Origin of the sequence: Celeribacter litoreus (genome assembly GCF_020165855.1) — a bacterium.
GTDB classification, from domain to species: Bacteria; Pseudomonadota; Alphaproteobacteria; order Rhodobacterales; family Rhodobacteraceae; genus Celeribacter; species Celeribacter litoreus.
The window spans coordinates 57,444-74,704 of the sequence record NZ_JAIUFY010000008.1 but is presented as its reverse complement, the minus strand read 5'-3'; the positions used below and the strand labels follow the sequence as shown (position 1 = coordinate 74,704).

Annotated in this window: 17 protein-coding genes; 8 read left to right on the top strand and 9 right to left on the bottom strand. The window is 59.1% G+C overall.

The features are described 5' to 3' along the window. Positions 1-89 precede the first annotated feature (89 nt). Together LA304_RS08880 and LA304_RS08875 are read left to right on the top strand one after the other, a co-directional pair. A complete protein-coding gene (locus LA304_RS08880) occupies positions 90-869 on the top strand; it encodes a hypothetical protein (RefSeq protein ID WP_224502790.1) in 780 nt (259 codons plus the stop codon). 72 nt (positions 870-941) lie between these two features. Continuing rightward, positions 942-1,622 carry a M48 family metallopeptidase gene (locus LA304_RS08875; protein ID WP_224502789.1) on the top strand — a complete coding sequence of 227 codons (681 nt, stop codon included), beginning with the start codon at positions 942-944 and terminating at the stop codon, positions 1,620-1,622. Between the two features lie 6 nt (positions 1,623-1,628). On the opposite strand, the gene LA304_RS08870 is transcribed toward LA304_RS08875, so the two are convergent. From LA304_RS08870 to LA304_RS08855, 4 genes are all read right to left on the bottom strand, one after another. Then, positions 1,629-2,168: an RSP_2648 family PIN domain-containing protein gene (locus LA304_RS08870; protein WP_224502788.1), complete on the bottom strand. Its 540-nt coding sequence runs from the start codon at positions 2,166-2,168 to the stop codon at positions 1,629-1,631. Beyond that, a complete protein-coding gene (locus LA304_RS08865; RefSeq protein WP_224502787.1) occupies positions 2,165-3,382 on the bottom strand; it encodes an RSP_2647 family RNA methyltransferase in 1,218 nt (405 codons plus the stop codon). The genes LA304_RS08870 and LA304_RS08865 overlap by 4 nt, the downstream gene beginning before the upstream one ends. A 41-nt stretch (positions 3,383-3,423) precedes the next feature. Continuing rightward, a complete protein-coding gene (locus LA304_RS08860; RefSeq protein ID WP_224502786.1) occupies positions 3,424-4,047 on the bottom strand; it encodes a DUF6778 family protein in 624 nt (207 codons plus the stop codon). Between the two features lie 231 nt (positions 4,048-4,278). Continuing rightward, on the bottom strand, positions 4,279-4,428 hold the full coding sequence (locus LA304_RS08855; RefSeq protein WP_224502785.1) for an RSP_7527 family protein: 150 nt from the start codon (positions 4,426-4,428) through the stop codon (positions 4,279-4,281). Between the two features lie 365 nt (positions 4,429-4,793). On the opposite strand from LA304_RS08855, the gene edd reads away from it, so the two are divergent. Then, the gene (gene edd, locus LA304_RS08850) at positions 4,794-6,599 is read left to right on the top strand and encodes a phosphogluconate dehydratase (protein ID WP_224502784.1); all 1,806 of its coding nucleotides are present in this window, start codon (positions 4,794-4,796) and stop codon (positions 6,597-6,599) included. Between the two features lie 41 nt (positions 6,600-6,640). Next, the gene (gene eda / locus LA304_RS08845; protein WP_224502783.1) at positions 6,641-7,282 is read left to right on the top strand and encodes a bifunctional 4-hydroxy-2-oxoglutarate aldolase/2-dehydro-3-deoxy-phosphogluconate aldolase; all 642 of its coding nucleotides are present in this window, start codon (positions 6,641-6,643) and stop codon (positions 7,280-7,282) included. 10 nt (positions 7,283-7,292) lie between these two features. Here the strand turns inward: eda and LA304_RS08840 are convergent, their stop codons facing one another. Both LA304_RS08840 and LA304_RS08835 read right to left on the bottom strand, forming a co-directional pair. Then, positions 7,293-7,583 (bottom strand): hypothetical protein, encoded by a 291-nt coding sequence (locus LA304_RS08840; RefSeq protein WP_224502782.1) that lies wholly within the window; start codon positions 7,581-7,583, stop codon positions 7,293-7,295. Positions 7,584-7,592: 9 nt separating this feature from the next. Beyond that, entirely contained in the window at positions 7,593-10,373 is a 2,781-nt protein-coding gene (locus LA304_RS08835) for a [protein-PII] uridylyltransferase family protein (protein ID WP_224502781.1), read from the bottom strand. An 89-nt stretch (positions 10,374-10,462) separates the two neighbouring features. On the opposite strand from LA304_RS08835, the gene LA304_RS08830 reads away from it, so the two are divergent. From LA304_RS08830 to LA304_RS08815, 4 genes are all read left to right on the top strand, one after another. Then, entirely contained in the window at positions 10,463-10,933 is a 471-nt protein-coding gene (locus LA304_RS08830; RefSeq protein ID WP_224502780.1) for a YbaK/EbsC family protein, read from the top strand. A 220-nt stretch (positions 10,934-11,153) separates the two neighbouring features. After that, positions 11,154-11,627, top strand: a complete 474-nt coding sequence (locus tag LA304_RS08825; RefSeq protein ID WP_396022182.1) for a DUF2852 domain-containing protein — start codon at positions 11,154-11,156, stop codon at positions 11,625-11,627. A gap of 101 nt (positions 11,628-11,728) precedes the next feature. After that, the gene (locus tag LA304_RS08820; RefSeq protein WP_224502779.1) at positions 11,729-12,187 is read left to right on the top strand and encodes an RDD family protein; all 459 of its coding nucleotides are present in this window, start codon (positions 11,729-11,731) and stop codon (positions 12,185-12,187) included. 153 nt (positions 12,188-12,340) lie between these two features. Next, a complete protein-coding gene (locus LA304_RS08815) occupies positions 12,341-13,189 on the top strand; it encodes an arginyltransferase (protein WP_224502778.1) in 849 nt (282 codons plus the stop codon). 34 nt (positions 13,190-13,223) lie between these two features. On the opposite strand, the gene LA304_RS08810 is transcribed toward LA304_RS08815, so the two are convergent. The 3 genes from LA304_RS08810 to LA304_RS08800 form a co-directional block, all read right to left on the bottom strand. Further along, a complete protein-coding gene (locus LA304_RS08810; protein ID WP_224502777.1) occupies positions 13,224-13,670 on the bottom strand; it encodes a hypothetical protein in 447 nt (148 codons plus the stop codon). Positions 13,671-13,802: 132 nt separating this feature from the next. After that, positions 13,803-16,157 carry a TRAP transporter large permease gene (locus LA304_RS08805; protein ID WP_224502776.1) on the bottom strand — a complete coding sequence of 785 codons (2,355 nt, stop codon included), beginning with the start codon at positions 16,155-16,157 and terminating at the stop codon, positions 13,803-13,805. A gap of 21 nt (positions 16,158-16,178) precedes the next feature. Then, positions 16,179-17,108, bottom strand: coding sequence for a TRAP transporter small permease subunit (locus LA304_RS08800; RefSeq protein ID WP_224502775.1), 930 nt, complete (start codon positions 17,106-17,108; stop codon positions 16,179-16,181). Positions 17,109-17,261 lie beyond the last annotated feature (153 nt).

Below are 17,261 nucleotides of genomic sequence, written 5' to 3'. Positions count from 1 at the left end.
TTAACATTTTATTAAACTCTAAACTCATGCCAAATTGACCTCGATATTTGATGGCGGCGCATTTGCCGTCCCTGATGAGGTCTTTCGCCATGACACACTTCACGCTCTTCCCGATCGCAGCGGCTGTGATCTCTCTGTCGCCGCTCCAAGCCTTTGCGGAAAACACGCTCGGATTTCTCGGCGCGCAAACCTCGCTCGGATATGAGAGCTGGGGCGGGGAAAACATCGCAATGGCCGACGGCACCCTCGATTATGCGATCACCGGACATCACGGGCTCCAGCTCGATTTGGGGACCACATCCTTTTCCGATCACTGGCAAGGCACCCTCTCCGCCCACCTTTACATGCAGCCGCAGGAGGGCGCCAAGTACGGTCTTTTCGCGAGCTACACGGATGTAAACGACACCTCTGCAGGCATGGGCGCGGTCGGGATCGAAGGCATGTGGGCCCTCGGCTCTGGCGCAACCCAGATGCACATGCGCACGGGTGTCGGGCTCTATACGCCCGGCGGGAATGATTTCATCTTCGGAGACATCGGTTTCGAGACGGCTGTATCGGATCAACTCGCGCTCGGCTTCGGTGTCTCTGCCTATGATCTGGAAGAAGCCGTGCTCGACGTGCGGGACATCACCGCGACACTCAGCGCCACGTGGTCTTTCGAGACCGCTCCAATCGATCTCACAATGAGTGCTATTTATAGCGTCGTTGATGACGATAGCCCACTTGGGGCGGGTCAGACGACTGAGACAGGGCTGTCAGCAGTCCTCACATGGCGTCCAGGTCGGCCCGCACAAGCCCTACCCTCGCTGCGCGACCGACAGTTTGACGCAGTACGCCCCCTGACGGGCCTCTTTACAAAAGGCTATTGAAGGTAAGCAGTAAAACAGCGGCGGCGCAGGTCTGGCCTTTTCCTCGCCGCCAGACATGCCCATATTAGCGGCATGTTAAAATTCACGCCGCTCCTCCTCGCCCTGCTCTGGGGCCTCGCGATGTATCGTTTCTCTGCTTGGCGCACGACGCGCGAGTTGGCGGAGCGGTCTTCGGAACTGGTCGACCCAAAGCTTGCTCCCGTGTTCAAACGATTGGCACAGGCGCTCGATCTTCCGCGTGTGCGAGTCTATCTCTACGAGATTGAGCCCGTGAACGGACTCGCCTCCCCCGATGGCAAAGTCTACATCACACGCGGGTTTTACGACAAATTCCGCTTGGGCCAGATCAGCGCCGAGGAAATGGCCTCCGTGATCGCCCACGAACTCGGACACGTCGCGCTCGGACATAGCAAACGGCGGATGATCGACTTTTCTGGACAGAACGCTCTCAGAACCGCGCTTGCGATGATCCTGTCTCGGGTTCTGCCCGGGATCGGGGCGTATATCGCGACGTGGGTGACGGGTCTCCTCGCAGCGAAACTTTCGCGCAATGACGAGTATGAGGCGGATGCTTATGCGACCGCGCTTCTGATCAAGGCGGGGATTGGCACCGAGCCACAAAAAAACCTGTTCAAAAAGCTCGAAACCCTCACCGGCGCGCACGGTGCCTCAAGTCCCGCATGGCTCCTGAGCCACCCGAAAACGGCAGAGCGGATTGCAGCGATTGAGAGCAACGAAGCGAAGTGGGTCTGACCCGACTCAGGAGAGTGCTTTGCCGAGACGCGGCAGGCGCGCTTTCTTTAAGAGACGGCGGGTTTCCCACGCCTCACCTGACAGGCGCTCGGCTTCCTGTCGCACGCTTTCAACCGCCTCAGACACCGCATCAGGGTGATCCGACCAAAGCCGCCAGAGAAATCCATCCGGATCCCACCGCTCCAGCCCCTCTTCTGCGAGCACATGACGCGGGAAGTCCTGTGCATTCACTGTGACAATCGCATCCGCCCCGCCTGCAATCGCGGCGGCCAGGACGTGAATGTCATTCTCATCCTTGAGGTAAAGGCGGGCTTCCAGTCCCTCATGGCGGCGCACCTCAGCCTTCGGAAATGCCGCACGAACAAGCGCCACCTCGCCCCGCGCTTGCGCTTCTCCAGTCGGCCCAATTTTGCGCGCAGCCCGCGCCCATTCTTCGAGGATGCGTGCCGACCACAGAGGCGTGTAAAGCCCACGCTGCGCGACGCCGAGGAGCACCTCCCGCATCACCGTCGGGTACAGAACACAGGCGTCGAGGAGAACTTTCACGAGGTGATCCGGTAGAAAAGCGCTTTGAGATACCCGCTTTCCGCCAATTGCGGCATAAGCGGGTGATCGGCACCTGCAAATCCGGTGTGAATAAGCTGCGCGGAGCGGCCCAGATGCCCGACACCACGGCCGATACCACGGTTAGAGGCCGTGCGGAATTTTTCGAGATCCGCCGCATGGGAGCAGGAGCACAGCCCGAGATACCCGCCATCCCGCACCAAAGGTGCGGCCATACGCGCCACACGTTCATAGGCACGTAGCCCCTTTTCGAGCGCAGGTTTCGACGGCGCAAACGCCGGCGGATCACAGATCACGACATCAAAAGTTTCACCTTCGTCTGCCAAGGCGGCGAGCACATCAAATGCGTCGCCTTTGCGGGTCGAGAAAGCATCCGCCTTCCCCATCGCCCCAGCGCCTTTTTCCGCGAGTTCGAGCGCCGCAGCCGAGCTATCAACGGACAGCGCAGAAGCCGCACCGCCCGCAAGCGACGCGAGGGCGAACCCGCCGACATGGGAAAACACGTCGAGCACTTTCTTGCCAGCAACAAGGCGCTGCGTGAACGCATGATTGGGGCGCTGGTCATAAAAGAGACCGGTCTTCTGGCCGCCCATCAGGTCCGCCATGTAGGTCGCGCCGTTCATTGGCACCGGAATGTGGCCGTCGACCTGTCCTGCGAGCACATCTACCGTTTCTTCAAGTCCCTCAAGACCACGCGCACGACCGGACCCGTTCTTGACGACAGTTGTGACACCGGTCACCTCGCGAAGCGCGGCGGTAAGCGGCTCAATGAGCGCATCAGCCCACGCCGCGTTCGGCTGCACAACGCAGGTATCGCCGAAGCGGTCGATCACAACGCCCGGCAGCCCGTCGGCTTCGGCGTGGACCAAGCGATAGAAGGGCTGATCAAAGAGCGTTTCGCGATGTGCGAGTGCAACAGAGAGCTTCGCCGCGAACCAAGCCTGGTCGATCACGGCGTCCGGATCACGCGACAGAACCCGCGCGAAGATGCGCGAATTCGGGTTTACGCCAACAAACGCGAGGAAATTGCGATCTGCGTCCTCAAGGATCGCCAAAGATCCCGGCGCGAGCGATTTCGTACGGCGGTCAGTGACCAATTCATTGTCATAAACCCAAGGCGCGCCGTGGCGAATGGCACGGGCGTTGGATTTCGGTTTGAGGCGGATCGTGGGGAACGAAAAAGAGGGCTGCGTCATGCAGCCCTCATATCTCTGTTTTGTCGCTCTGGAAAGAGGATCTACATTGTGGCCGGTGCCGGAATTGGCCTGGTCAGTTCCTGAACAATGACATCCGAAAGTCGCTCGGTGATCCGCTTTCGCTGCGTGATACCCGCGATGTCAGCGGCGAGCGCCATTTCACCGCCGAACGCAGGGAATGTGGCGTTCACGTAACGCGCAGGAATGATAACCTCGCCGGAACGTGCATCGGTCACCGTCATGTAGAATTCGATCTCGTGCTCCGAGGGAATTTTCGAATAGCGAACGCGATCGGTTTGCGCGTGGAAGCGGATCAACTCGACCTCAACCTTCACCGGCTGGGAGCCTCTCAGCGTGCGGGTCCCCATCCGAAGACCCTCTTCCATGACACTCTGAACCTGCGCATAGCGGTTGCCGAACGGATCCTCGTGCCAAACAATATCAACCCGCGGCTTGATCGTGTTATCTTCAGAAACCGTCAAATCTTCAGGAACGATGACTTCGAGGCTCTGGACCCGGAAGTCAGGCGTCACCATGTTCTCCGAGACTTCCGCGCCCGTAAACGGAGCTTCGAACGGGAGAGATCGAGTTAACGACTCTGTCGTGCAAGCGCTCGTAATGGCAGCCAGAGAAAATGCGACCGCGATTTTTAGTGATGTTTTCATAGCTGCCTCAAAACAATGGCGTGATAGAACTTTCCACACCAAATTATGACAAAATCTGGCGGAATTGAGATCATCGCGAAGCAATTCCGCGACTTTACCCTCAACCTATATTAGGCGTAGAGACTCACGTCCAGCAAATGCCCTTAAATAGTTAAGGCAGCCTAAGCGGCTGCCTCAAATACACTAATTTGTGATGGATACCAAAATGGTATCCCTGTTGAACATCGTGGTTCAGACAGCTTCTGCCGCGCGATGGCGGGAAAAGAGGCCACGCATCCAGTGAGCTGCAGCAACAACCATCGAGCGCACCATCTGAGCGCGCATTTCCTGCGCTTCGTGTGCGATCGCCTGGACGTCAATATAACCGTTATCTACTTTCATTTGGATCACCTTATCCATTTGTCATCCGCGCTCTTTCTTCGAGCACGTGGTGAACAACACCTGCGTTGTTCCTCCCGTTGACTTGAATGTAGGTCATAGGTCGTGACCAAACGAGAGCTAATGCAGAAGAGCCGCCATGCACAAATGTCAAACCTCGGACGGAATATGCATAGCTTCCATGCAAAAAGCGAATTGCACGCCTGCCAAATAGAAAAATGGCCCTACATCTCGGGCAGAGCACCGAAATTAAGATGACTCCGACCGTCTTCACCATGGACAAAACTCGGGGGACCTCTTAGTTTGCGAAAAAGTTAGCGCTAACTTAAATACTCGCCGCACATGCCAAGGATCTGAAAGGCCGTCTCATGTCTATGAACAGCACCATCGCAGCCGTCACCGATAGAATCCGCGCCCGCTCCGAAGATACACGGGGTGCCTATCTCGAAATGATTGGCAAAGCGGCTGACGCCGGTCCAGTGCGCGCGCACCTGACATGCGGCAATCAGGCCCACGCCTACGCGGCCATGGGTGAAGACAAAGAGACACTCGCCGACGGTCGTGCGCCCAATATCGGGATCATCACCGCTTACAACGATATGCTCTCGGCACATAAACCTTATGAGCATTATCCCGACATCATCCGTGAAGTCGCCCGCGCCCAAGGCGCGACTGCTCAGGTCGCAGGTGGCGTGCCCGCGATGTGTGACGGTGTGACCCAAGGTCAGGTCGGCATGGAACTCTCTCTGTTCTCGCGGGACACGATTGCTTTGTCTGCTTCGATCGGAATGTCCCACAACTGTTTCGACGCCGCCGTCTACATGGGCGTGTGTGACAAGATCGTTCCCGGCCTGATCATGGCCACAGCCGCCTACGGCCACATTCCGACCGTCTACATCCCTGCGGGTCCAATGACCTCTGGCATCACCAACGATGAAAAGGCAAAGGTCCGCCAGAAATTCGCAACAGGTGAGATTTCCCGTCGCGAACTCATGGACAGCGAGATGAAGGCCTATCACGGCCAAGGCACCTGCACCTTCTACGGCACGGCAAACTCAAACCAGATGCTCATGGAGATCATGGGGCTGCACCTCCCCGGCGCGTCCTTCGTCAATCCGGGCACCGCGATGCGCGACGCCTTGACCCGTGAGGCGACCAAGCGCGCGCTTCAGATTACTGCGGCGGGCAATGAGTATACGCCAGCGGGCCAGATCCTCGATGAGAAAGCCTTTGTGAACGGCATTGTCGGCCTGATGGCAACTGGTGGCTCTACGAACCTCGTCCTGCACCTGCCCGCGATGGCGCGCGCTGCGGGGATCATCCTCGATTTGCAGGACTTCTCCGACATTTCCGACGCTGTGCCGCTCCTCGCAAAGGTCTATCCAAACGGCCTTGCAGACGTGAACCACTTCCACGCGGCGGGCGGGTTGTCCTATCTGATCGGCGAACTGCTCGACGCGGGCCTTCTGCACGAAGACGTGAAAACTGTCGCGGGCACGGGCCTCTCGCTCTACACCAAAGAGCCGAAGCTCCAAGACGGCGTCCTCACCTTTGTTGAAGGCGACCGCGAGAACGCGAATGACAAGATCGTCCGTCCGGCCAGCGATCCGTTCCAGAAAACCGGCGGACTGAAAGAACTCAAAGGCAACCTCGGGCGCGGCGTGATGAAGGTCTCTGCCGTGAAACCCGAGCACCACGTTGTCGAGGCCAAAGCCCGCATCTTCCACGATCAGCACGACGTAAAGACGGCATTCCAGAACGGCGAATTCACCGAGGACACCGTGGTCGTCGTCCGCTTCCAAGGTCCGCGCGCCAACGGCATGCCGGAGCTTCACTCTCTCACCCCAACCCTCGCCGTTCTTCAGGACCGCGGGTTGAAAGTGGCGCTCGTGACCGACGGGCGGATGTCCGGCGCGTCCGGCAAGGTTCCGGCCTGTATCCACGTTTCACCCGAGGCCGTCACTGGCGGTCCGATTGCGAAACTCAAAGACGGCGACATGGTGCGCGTCAATGCGACCACCGGCGAACTCGAAGTTCTCGAAGAGGGCTTTGAAGATCGTGAGGCCATCACCGTGGACCTGACCGCGAACTCTTTCGGGCTCGGCCGCGAACTCTTTGAAAACTTCCGTCGGAACGCAGGCCCCGCGACCGAGGGCGCCTGCTCTCTCTTCTGACCCACATCTAACATCCAGACCACACTCGAAAAGGAGCGGACATGACCCCGCAAGAAGCCAGCCTGAAATGCGCAGAGGTCTGCGCGCTTGCCCCGGTGGTGCCGGTTCTCGTCGTCAAAGAGGTGGCCCATGCCGCCCCCCTCGCCCAAGCCCTCGTCGCAGGCGGATTGCCCGCGCTCGAAGTGACCCTGCGCACGCCAGTGGCGCTCGATGTCATCCGTGAGATGGCGCAGATCGAAGGCGGCGTTGTCGGGGCTGGCACCCTGTTGACCTCCGAAGACGTCGAAGCCGCCAAGGCCGCCGGTGCAAAGTTCGGCGTGTCTCCGGGCGCAACGGACCGCCTGCTCGACGCATGTGAGGCCAACGACCTGCCGCTGCTCGCTGGCACATGCACCGCGTCTGACGTGATGAAACTGCTCGAACGCGGCTACACCGTCGCCAAGTTCTTCCCGGCAGAAGCCAATGGCGGCGCGCCCGCGCTCAAAGCCATCGGCGCGCCTCTCCCGCAAATGAAGTTCTGTCCGACCGGCGGCATTTCATTGAAGAATGCGAATGACTACCTGTCGCTCTCCAACACGATGTGCGTCGGCGGCTCTTGGGTCGCTCCGTCCGGTCTGGTCGAGAGCGGCGATTGGGCAGGCATTGAAACCCTCGCCCGCGAAGCAGCAGTTCTGCCGCGCTAAGCAAACTCCCTCAGCGGCGGCGCGCGCGAGAGCCGCCCCGTCGCTGAGCAGGCCCAGCCAATTTCCCGAGCCCTTCACGCAAGACGATGCTCATCGGATGGTCATAAGGCGCACGAGGTTCCAAGATCGCGAGCAGACGCCGGATCGCGATGACTGGCTTCAGGCTAGGCTCCAGTTTGATCGCCCAATCCAGAAAAATCGACCGCGCCTCGGGCAGCCCAAGGTTTTCGATCCGGTAGGATTCCCGGATCAACCCGCCTGGGTCGAGGCTCTCATCAATCTGCAAATCTGGCTCTGTCATGCCCTGCCCTTAATCCTGTGGCACGGGGCGTTCAAGCAGCTCTGTCAAAGTTGCCGCCGCAGCCGTCGCCCGCGTCGTCAACTCCTCCGAGAGCGCATCCATACTCACGGCCCCGTTGGAGCGGAGGAGAAAGGCACGCCCTCCCGCACCAACCGCTTCCGGATCGAGCGCGCCGCCCGTGAGCAACCGCGCCGCAGATTGCAACCGCCACATAAGCCGATAGGTCTCCACCAAGAGAGCATATTCATCCGCACGGAACCACCCGCAGGCACGCCCTGCCCCGAGTTGCGCATAGACATCCTGCTCCGCGCTGCCCGCAATCAGTGCAGCAGCTTCGGCCATCAACTCGATATCCATCATGCGACCCGGACCGTTTTTCGGATCCCAAATGCTGCCCGGCTTCGCCTCCGCAAGACGCGCGCGCATCTCGCAGGTCTCACGGCGGATGCGCGCCTCGTCCTTCATCTCTTCGACGAGTTCGGACCGAAATGCTTCCACGGCCTCCCGAACCTTGGGCGCGCCGCCGATTGTCCGACCTCGCGTGAGGGCGAGATGCTCCCACACCCAGGCTTCAGTTCTTTGATAGGTCTGGAAACTCTCGAACGAGGTCGCGACGGGCCCTTGTTTCCCCGAAGGCCGCAAACGCATGTCCACCTCATAGAGACGCCCCTCGGCGGTCTGGGTGGTCATTGCAGTGATCAGTGCTTGCGTCAAACGCGCGTAATAGGTCCGCGACTGGAGCGGCTTGCGCCCCTCGGACATATCAACGCCCTGTGCATCGTAGATCACGATCATGTCGAGGTCGGAGGCCGCCGTCAGACGCCCCGCCCCGAGCGACCCCATCCCGAGCACGCAGGCCCCGAGACCCGGTGGCGGGCCATGTTTGCGCGAGAATTCCTCGACGACCTCGGGATAAAGCGCCGCGACACAGGCCGCCGCAATATCACAATATTGCGCACCGGCTTCGTCGGCGGTGATCAGGTCGCGAAGTTGGTGGACTCCGACGCGGAAGTGCCACTCCTTCGCCCACCGGCGGCAGGCGTCGAGTTTCCCCTCGTAGTCGCCCGCCTCTTTCAACTCCCGCTCCAACAGTTGGGTCAGGGCTTCTCGCCCCGGCCATGGCGAAAAGAACCCACCGCCGATCACGGCATCGAGCACTTTGGAATTGCGCGCAAGATACTGCGCCAGATGCGGCGCGGTGGAGACAATATCGACGATCAAATCGATGAGCTGAGTGTTCGCCTCAAACAGCGCAAAGAGTTGCACCCCCGCCGGAAGCCCACGCAAAAAACCGTCGAGATGGCCGAGCGCCTCTTCAGGTTTGTCGAGCTGCTGGATGCGGCGGAGCATCTCCGGCTTCAGGCGTTCGAAAATATCCTGCGCACGTTGGGTCCGCAGGCAGGGATAGGTCGACCAACGGTCAGTGATGTCTTTCTGCTCTCGCGACAACTCGGGCGCGGGCGCGGCCTCTCCGGGGGCAAAGAAGTCCTCGGTGAGCGCGTTGACACGTTCGCAGCGCTCGGAAATCTCGGCGCGCATTTCGGAAACTGACTTGCCCATGAGCGCGGCCAATCGGTCGAATTCCTCTGGCGCGGTCGGTAGGCTATGGGTCTGTTGGTCGCGGAGCATCTGGAGCCGATGCTCGACCTCCCGATGCGCAACATAGTCCTCACTGAGCTGAACGGCGGCGTTCTCTTCGACCCAGCCCTTCTCTGCCAGTTTTGCCAATGCAGGCACCGTGCCCCTGATCCGCAGATCGGGATCACGCCCGCCCGCAATCAATTGGCGGGTCTGAGCGAAGAACTCGATCTCGCGAATGCCGCCATAGCCGAGCTTCATGTTGTGCCCTTCGAGCTTGAGCGTCCGCCCCAACCCTTTGTGCGCACGGATTTTCAGGCGCATGTCATGGGTTTCGCGGATCGCATGAAAGTCGAGATGGCGGCGCCAGACAAACGGCGTCAAGTGGTCGAGGAACCGCTCACCAGCCCCGAAATCCCCCGCGCACGTCCGCGCCTTGATGTAGGCCGCCCGCTCCCACGTCCGCCCGACACTCTCGTAATACCGCTCCGCCGCATCCATCGCGAAACAGACAGGCGTCACGGAAGGATCGGGGCGAAGCCGCAGGTCGGTGCGAAAGACGTAGCCGTCTTCCTTGAGATCAGAGAGACTCGCCATGGCCTTGCGCGTCGCACGGATAAAGCCTGCGCGCGCCTCCATGCGGTCCACGCCGTCAAAGCGGGTCTCATCGAAGAGGCAAATGAGGTCGATATCAGAGGAGTAGTTCAACTCGCCCGCACCATGTTTCCCCATCGCGAGGGCGAACATGCCGCCACAACTTTCGATATCCGCTTCGGTCTGGCCGGGAATCTTGCCCTTTGTAATCTCGCGCCCGACATGCGCGCGGATCGCAACATGGGTTGCCCGATCCGCCAACAAAGAAAGTGCGCCGGTCACGTCCGCGAGCTGCCAAATCCCGCCGAGATCACAAAGTGCCGCCAAAAGCGCGACCCGGCGCTTGGCAACGCGCAAACCGACGTCGACCTGATCCGGCGCGAGCGCCTCAATTCGCGCGATCTCCGCTTTGAGCGCCACCTCCGGATCAGCGAGCGCTTCGGGAAGCCATTGAGACTCCTTGAGAACCAACCCATGCAAATACGGCGCGCTTCCTCCGGTGCCACCAACGAGAGCGGCTAGATCGCCCGTGAGATCGGGAACAGCCGCTCGCGCCTCAGCCCCCCGCTCCGCGTCAAAGGCATGTGGCAAACGGGTGATGCGGGTCTCAGTTGTCATGGTGTCCTCCTCACCCAAAGCAACGCCTTTTCAGAGGCTTGCGCAAGAGGAAATCCCATGGTCTTTTGCCGCGAAACAAGGAGCTTCTCATGTCGAAAAGTCTGAAACGCGTGGAAACCGCGCTCAAAGAAGCCGGATTGGAGATTCACATCCTCGAAATGGACGGCATGACCCGCACCGCACAGCAAGCCGCAGATCAGGCCGGTTGCCACATCGACCAGATCGCGAAATCGATCATTTTCAAAGGCGTGGAGAGCGGCGCGATCTGTCTCTTCATCACAGCTGGCGGCGATCAGGTCGACGTTGAAAAAGCCGCGGCGGTCGCGGGTGAACCGCTTGAGCGCGCCGACGGCAAAGAGGTGCGCAAAGTTACAGGCTTCGCCATCGGTGGCGTATCCCCCGTCGGCCACCTCACCCCGCCGCACGCGTACTTTGATCCGAAACTCGCCACCTTTGACACAGTCTGGGCCGCCGCTGGCACGCCGCGCCATATTTTCGAGATTGACCCCGCTGACCTGCTCCGGATTTCCGGCGCGACAGAGGCGGATTTCACCGCCTGACGCCCCCGAAACACTCCTGATCCAAGAATTTTATATCGACTAAATAACTGAAATTTATTATTAAATAAAGTTAATGTAAAAAACATTCACATAACCTCTTGCGCAAAACGCCCTTCCCTCCCATTTTTGTAATGTGAAAGGGATTTACATCCCAAGCCACCGCAAGTCCAAAAGACCCAAGACGTCCAACTGTTCACCAAGTTCACACAAAGGTTCAAAGATGTCCCACAACGCAGAAATCCACATGACGCGCGAAAGCCAACCGTGGGGTTGGTTGCGCAGTGCGGAGAGCTGGCTTGACGACAAAGGCAAAGGTGCCTGGATCGCCAGCATGGTTCTCGCTTTCATTTTCGTCTGGCCGCTCGGCCTCGCTCTTCTCGCCTACATGATCTGGGGTAAAAAAATGTTCTCTTGCAGCCGCTCTTCCTCCCGCGCCGACCGTTGCGCCTCCCGCTCTGAAACCTACCGTGCCATGCGCACCGCGACACGCCCGTCCGGCAACAGCGCGTTTGATGCCTACAAGGCAGAAACGCTCAAACGTCTCGAAGAGGAACAGCAGCAGTTCGAAAGTTTCCTCGAACGCCTGCGCGCCGCAAAGGACAAGGCCGAATTCGATGAGTTCATGGAAGATCGCGCCAAACGTGCTGCAGCGGTCGATGTTGACAGCGACGAAGACAAGAAAGAAGAGGCCTGATCCTCTCACGGGCGGGATGATCCCCCCCTTTCGCCCGCAGCCGCGAGGAAAAGTCCAAAGCAGGCTTGCGGGCACTCACACGAGGCACAATGATGACACACATGAGCTATCACAACGACGATCCCTGGGGCCTTCCTGACCCCGACACGCAATCCGCGTTTTACGACTCCGTTCCGACGAAGCGGCTGTTCGCCTTTGTCGTGGACCTCATCATCACGACGATCATCGCCGCGCTGATCGTGCCCTTTACCGCATTCACGGCGATCTTCTTTTTCCCGCTACTTTTTGCGGTTGTCGGCTTTGCCTATCGGGTCGTGACCATCTCCAACGCCTCTGCGACTCTTGGGATGCGGCTCATGGGGATCGAGTTTCGGGACTCGCGCGGCGAACGATTTGATTTCGGTATGGCGCTTTTGCACACGACGCTCTTCACGATTGCTTTTGGCGTCTTCATTGCGCAGGTCGTCTCGGTCGTTCTGATGCTCACAACGGCGCGCGCTCAGGGACTCGGAGACCTGATCCTCGGAACTGCAGCGATCAATCGTCCATCGCGCTTTTGATGCTGAAAGAGGGGGCACGTTCCCCCCTTTCCCCCCTCCTTTCGCACGCCCGAACGATTTTGACATGCGAAAGACTTGGAAAATTCGGGGCTTGTGATACCTTCAACTTAAATCATTACCCGTCCTTAAGGCTTTTCCGGTTCAACTGACGCTATGCGGCACTCTCTTCCTCTCGCTCCGCAGTTCTATGTGACAGCGCCCCAGCCCTGCCCGTATCTCGACGGGCGGATGGAGCGTAAGCTGTTCACATCTCTGCAGGGTGAGAACGCAGATCAGCTCAATGACAGCCTATCTAAACAGGGGTTCCGCCGCTCTCAAAACGTGCTGTATCGGCCGACGTGTTCCGATTGTAACGCCTGCCTTTCTGCACGTATCCGTGTGGCGGATTTCGAGCCGTCAAAGTCCCAGCGTCGCGCGATCAGGAAGAACAACTACCTCAAACGCGCAGCTACCTCACCATGGGCAACTGAGGCGCAATACGCGCTTTTCCGGAACTATCTCGAGTCGCGCCACGCGGATGGCGGCATGGCCGATATGGATGTGTTCGAATTCGCTGCGATGATTGAGGAAACCCCGATCAAAACGCGCGTCATCGAATACTATATTCCGGATGCTCAAGGCTATGAACGTGAACTGGCGGCGACCTGCCTCACCGACCTGCTCGATGACGGGCTGTCGATGGTCTACAGCTTTTACAAACCGGAGATGACCAAGGACTCGCTCGGGACCTATGTCATTCTCGACCACATCGAAATCGCGCGCGAAGCGGGCCTGCCCTATGTCTATCTGGGCTACTGGGTGCCGGGCTCTCCGAAGATGGGATACAAGGCGCGCTTTTCTGCGCTTGAGATCTATGAGGGCGGAGAGTGGAAACAACTCGACGATCCGGGGTCCTATTCGCCGGACAACCACCCGCTCGAGTCAGAGCCGATTGCGCAGCAGGTCGCAAACATTGACCTGCCGGACACGCAGGGACGAAAACCGAGTTCTTCGGAGTTCTGAGGCACTCGGCAGACTGTGACTTCTACCTTTGGGGTTAGTGCAGCGCCGCGCCCATCATCGCACGTGGGTCGGTGCGGAGCGTCGTGTCGATCAGGAGCCCCAATTGCTCTGCCAGCGACACGGCCAAAGGCGCGATGTCGGCACGGACGAGAAGCATCGCCATGAGGCAGGCGTCTTCGCGCTGGCCACGGGCGGCGTGCTGGACGAACTGGGCAAGCACTGCTTCATCGGCCCCGAGACAGTCGCACGTCATTGCATGATGCACGAGAGGGCGTCGCGAATGGCGGTCGAAGACCATCATCATCTGGGCGAAAATCTTTCCCATATCGCTCCCCCAAAGGAGCGCGTCAGAGCCACGGAAAAGCGTAACGACCACCCGCCCCTGCTCGCTTAGCTGAGACAACTTCCCAACGGGCTGCGCCCCATCATGAACTGCATCAGGCTTCAGACGGTCAATCGGGCGGGCATTTTCAAAGGACATTGGAGCGTCTCCAGATAGATTTCGCAATATCTTACTTTTTTTATCGGATATATTGCTAATAGCAAGTGAAATCCCCCTCAAACGAAAAAGCCCCGCCAAATTGGCGGGGCTTTGACTGTTTCTGCGTCTGCCTTAGCGAGACAGCAAATTCGGAACGATGGTCACGATATCCGGGAAGGCCCAGAGCATACCGATGCCAATCACTTGAATGAGCACGAAGGGAATGATGCCCTTATAGATGTGCCCGGTCGTAACCTCTTTCGGCGCCACACCACGCAGGTAGAACAGCGCAAAGCCGAACGGCGGGGTGAGGAACGAGGTCTGTAGGTTCACAGCGATCATGATCGTCACCCACTTCGGATCCATCGTGCCGCCGTAAATCACCGGACCAACGATCGGAACCACGATGTAGATGATCTCGAGGAAGTCGAGCACAAAGCCGAGGACGAAGAGCACCAGCATCACGAGCAGGAACACGGTGAATTCGTTGTCGAACGACCGCAGGAACTGCTGGATATAATGCTCGCCCCCAAAGGAGATAACCACGAGGTTCAAGAGCTGGGAGCCGATGAGGATGGTGAAGACCATCGACGTGACCTTCGCCGTTTCACGCACCACGATACCTAGCGTTCCGTCACGCACGAGAACCCAGCAAGCATAGAGGATGCCGAACATCGCGAAGTAGAAGGCGCCAAGAGCAACGATGTAGGCCGCCCAATCTTCGAAAGGAGCATCGCCACGGCCAATCCGGAGGTCAAAGTTCGCGCCGATCAGGATCATGACCACGACCGCAAAGGCAGCACCAATAATGATCTTCGAGGTCTTATGCTCATCCGCAAGTTTGCGGTAGGCCGCGAGCAACAGCGCACCACCGGCACCGAGACCAGCCGCAGGCGTCGGGTTGGTGACACCGCCAAGGATGGAGCCAAGCACAGCCACGATGAGAACAAGCGGCGGGAAGACCACGCGGAACAGCTCGTTCTTAGAGAGATAGCCTGCTGCAGCTTTGAGACCGTAAGCGATCGCGAGGAACGGGATCGCATAGATCACAAAGGCTGTGCCGGAGCTGGTGAGCGGACCGACGAACAATGTGTCGAGCGCGAGAACCGCGACGATGCCGCCTGCCCCGATGAGAAGCGGGGTCAGGTTTGCATGCGGCGCGACACCACGACCGAACGCGATCACGAGTGCCAGCAGAACCATCACAGTGAGGAGGCCGGACCCGATCTTCGGGGCGTTCTCGACGACTTCGATGGTCAGAGCCTCGATCTGTTCCGGTGTGCGCTGGACGCTTTGCTGAACGCCACCGGAGGCCTCAATCGCCTGTTGTTCCGCGATAGCCGTGTCCCAAGCCTCTTGGCCGTGCAGGTCGATCATCGCGACCTGACACTGGTCAGACACGTTGGTGCGAAGGCTTGCGGTTGCGCCGGCTTCGGTAAACTCGTTGACGACAATCCGTTGAGAGCCGGAGAACCCGACCTGCCCGGACACAATTGCCGCCCCGATCAGGATCACAGGCACAGCAAGGAACCACAGCAGACCTTCACGACGCGTGATCGTCTCGTGGTGGGTATGCTCGAGGTGCACCGGCGGCGCCTTGGACGGGTTGAACATCGCATAGCCGAAGGCATAGAGCGCGTAGAGACCCGCGAGGAAAATCCCTGGCAGCATCGCGGCCTGAAACAGCGTGCCGACGGACACAACAGCCGGTTCGCCAAGATAGGTCAGCGCGTCGGTACAGCCGACGGCCTGCGCGCGGGCTTCTTGGGCTGCGGAATAGAGATCACCTGCAAGCGTACCGAGGAGAACGATCACGATGGACGGCGGAATGATCTGTCCGAGCGTGCCGGAAGCGGCAATCACACCGGTGGCAAGCTGCGGCGAGTAGCCGTGACGCAGCATGGTCGGCAGAGACAGAAGACCCATCGTCACAACGGTTGCGCCCACGATCCCCGTAGATGCCGCAAGGAAGGCCCCCACGATCACGACGGACACAGCGAGGCCACCCGGAAGCGGACCGAATACGCGGGCCATCGTCGTCAGAAGGTCGTTTGCGATCTTGGAGCGTTCAAGCACGATCCCCATCATCACAAACATCAGAACGGCAAGGAGCGTCTCGATGGAGGCACCCGCGAACACACGTTCGTTCATACGGTTGACGATGAAGGACAGGTTGCGATCAACCGCCTGCTCCCATCCGCCGGGGAACAAGGGTTCCGCATAGGTGGGCAAATCAGGGAACCTGAAATGCGAGATCGTCGCGGGATTAACCCCCGAATTTACGAGGTCGCGATAGGCCTGAGAGCCCGAGTCGATCGCCTCGTGCACGAGAATGCCCGCGCTATCGAGCGCCGCGATGATCCCGAAGGACAAAAGCCCCGCACCACCAATGGCGAACGCCACCGGAAAGCCGGTGAGAATACCACCGAAGAGGCAAAGGAATACGATGATGAGGCCGATTTCTACGCCATCAAGTCCGAAAAGCATGTGTCTGTTCCTTCGCCCGAATTAATGCGTGCCTTCAAAGGCTTCTTCGCCTTCGCCGAGCGTGTCTTTGTCGAGATATTTGCCTGCGCTCTCTTCGCCCTCAATGAATTCGAGGTAGGAGCGGTAGAAGAAGGCCAGCGCCTGCAGGATCACCAGAACGAGGAAGCAGAGCATCAGCACTTTGAACAGGAAATAGCCGTTAAAGCCGTTGGCCGAGAAGGACACGGTTTCGACGTTCCATTTCACGATCCGCGCCTTCATCAGCATCCGGTCGAGCACGTCAGAGGCAGAGACCTTCGGCGTGATCAGATGGCGCCACAGGAAGAACCAGGCGTACATCCATGTGAGCAAGGCAACCGGCAGCATAAAGAAAAGCGACCCGCACATATCGATCACGCGTTTCGCACGGTGGCTCACTCCCGCGTAAACGAGGTCAACGCGCACGTGGCTGCCCTGCACAAAGGCATAAGAGACACAGAGCGCGACGACCAGAGCGTTCTCGAATTTGAGGCTCTCGGAGAACCAACCAACCGATTGGGTAAAACCGGTGCCGAAGGGCGCAATCGTGATTTCGCCCTGACGGAAAATGGATTGGAGGAACACGACCATGATCTGCTGCAGAACCATAACGAGGCCCGCCCACGCTGCGATGCGACCGGACGTGTTGGAAATCTTCTCCAGCCCGCGCACGAGCCCCCAGAGGAAGGGGCGATACAGGAACCCAATCACGGAGATAATGATCACCAGATCGATAAACACAAACAGCAACTCTTTCGAGCCGCCGTAATAGACAAAGCGCAACAAGCTTTCCTTGTTGGACCAATCGAGCCAGAGGCCCGGATGCGTCAGCGCTTGAATGATGTGCCAGAACCCGAGTCCGAGGTTAACGACGAGGCTGATCACCGCGTCCACCACCAGCCCCAGGAAAGACGTGCCGGCTTGCTCTTCCATTCGTCTGTCCCTTTCCCGATCCGCGTTTCGCGTCACGTTCCCAGTGTTTTATCGTTTGTTCAGTATTCGCGCTGCTTTACGCCTCTGCGGCAGGGACGACAACGCGAAAAGGACGAAAATGCGCGCGAAACCCGCGCGCATTTTCCATTTTCT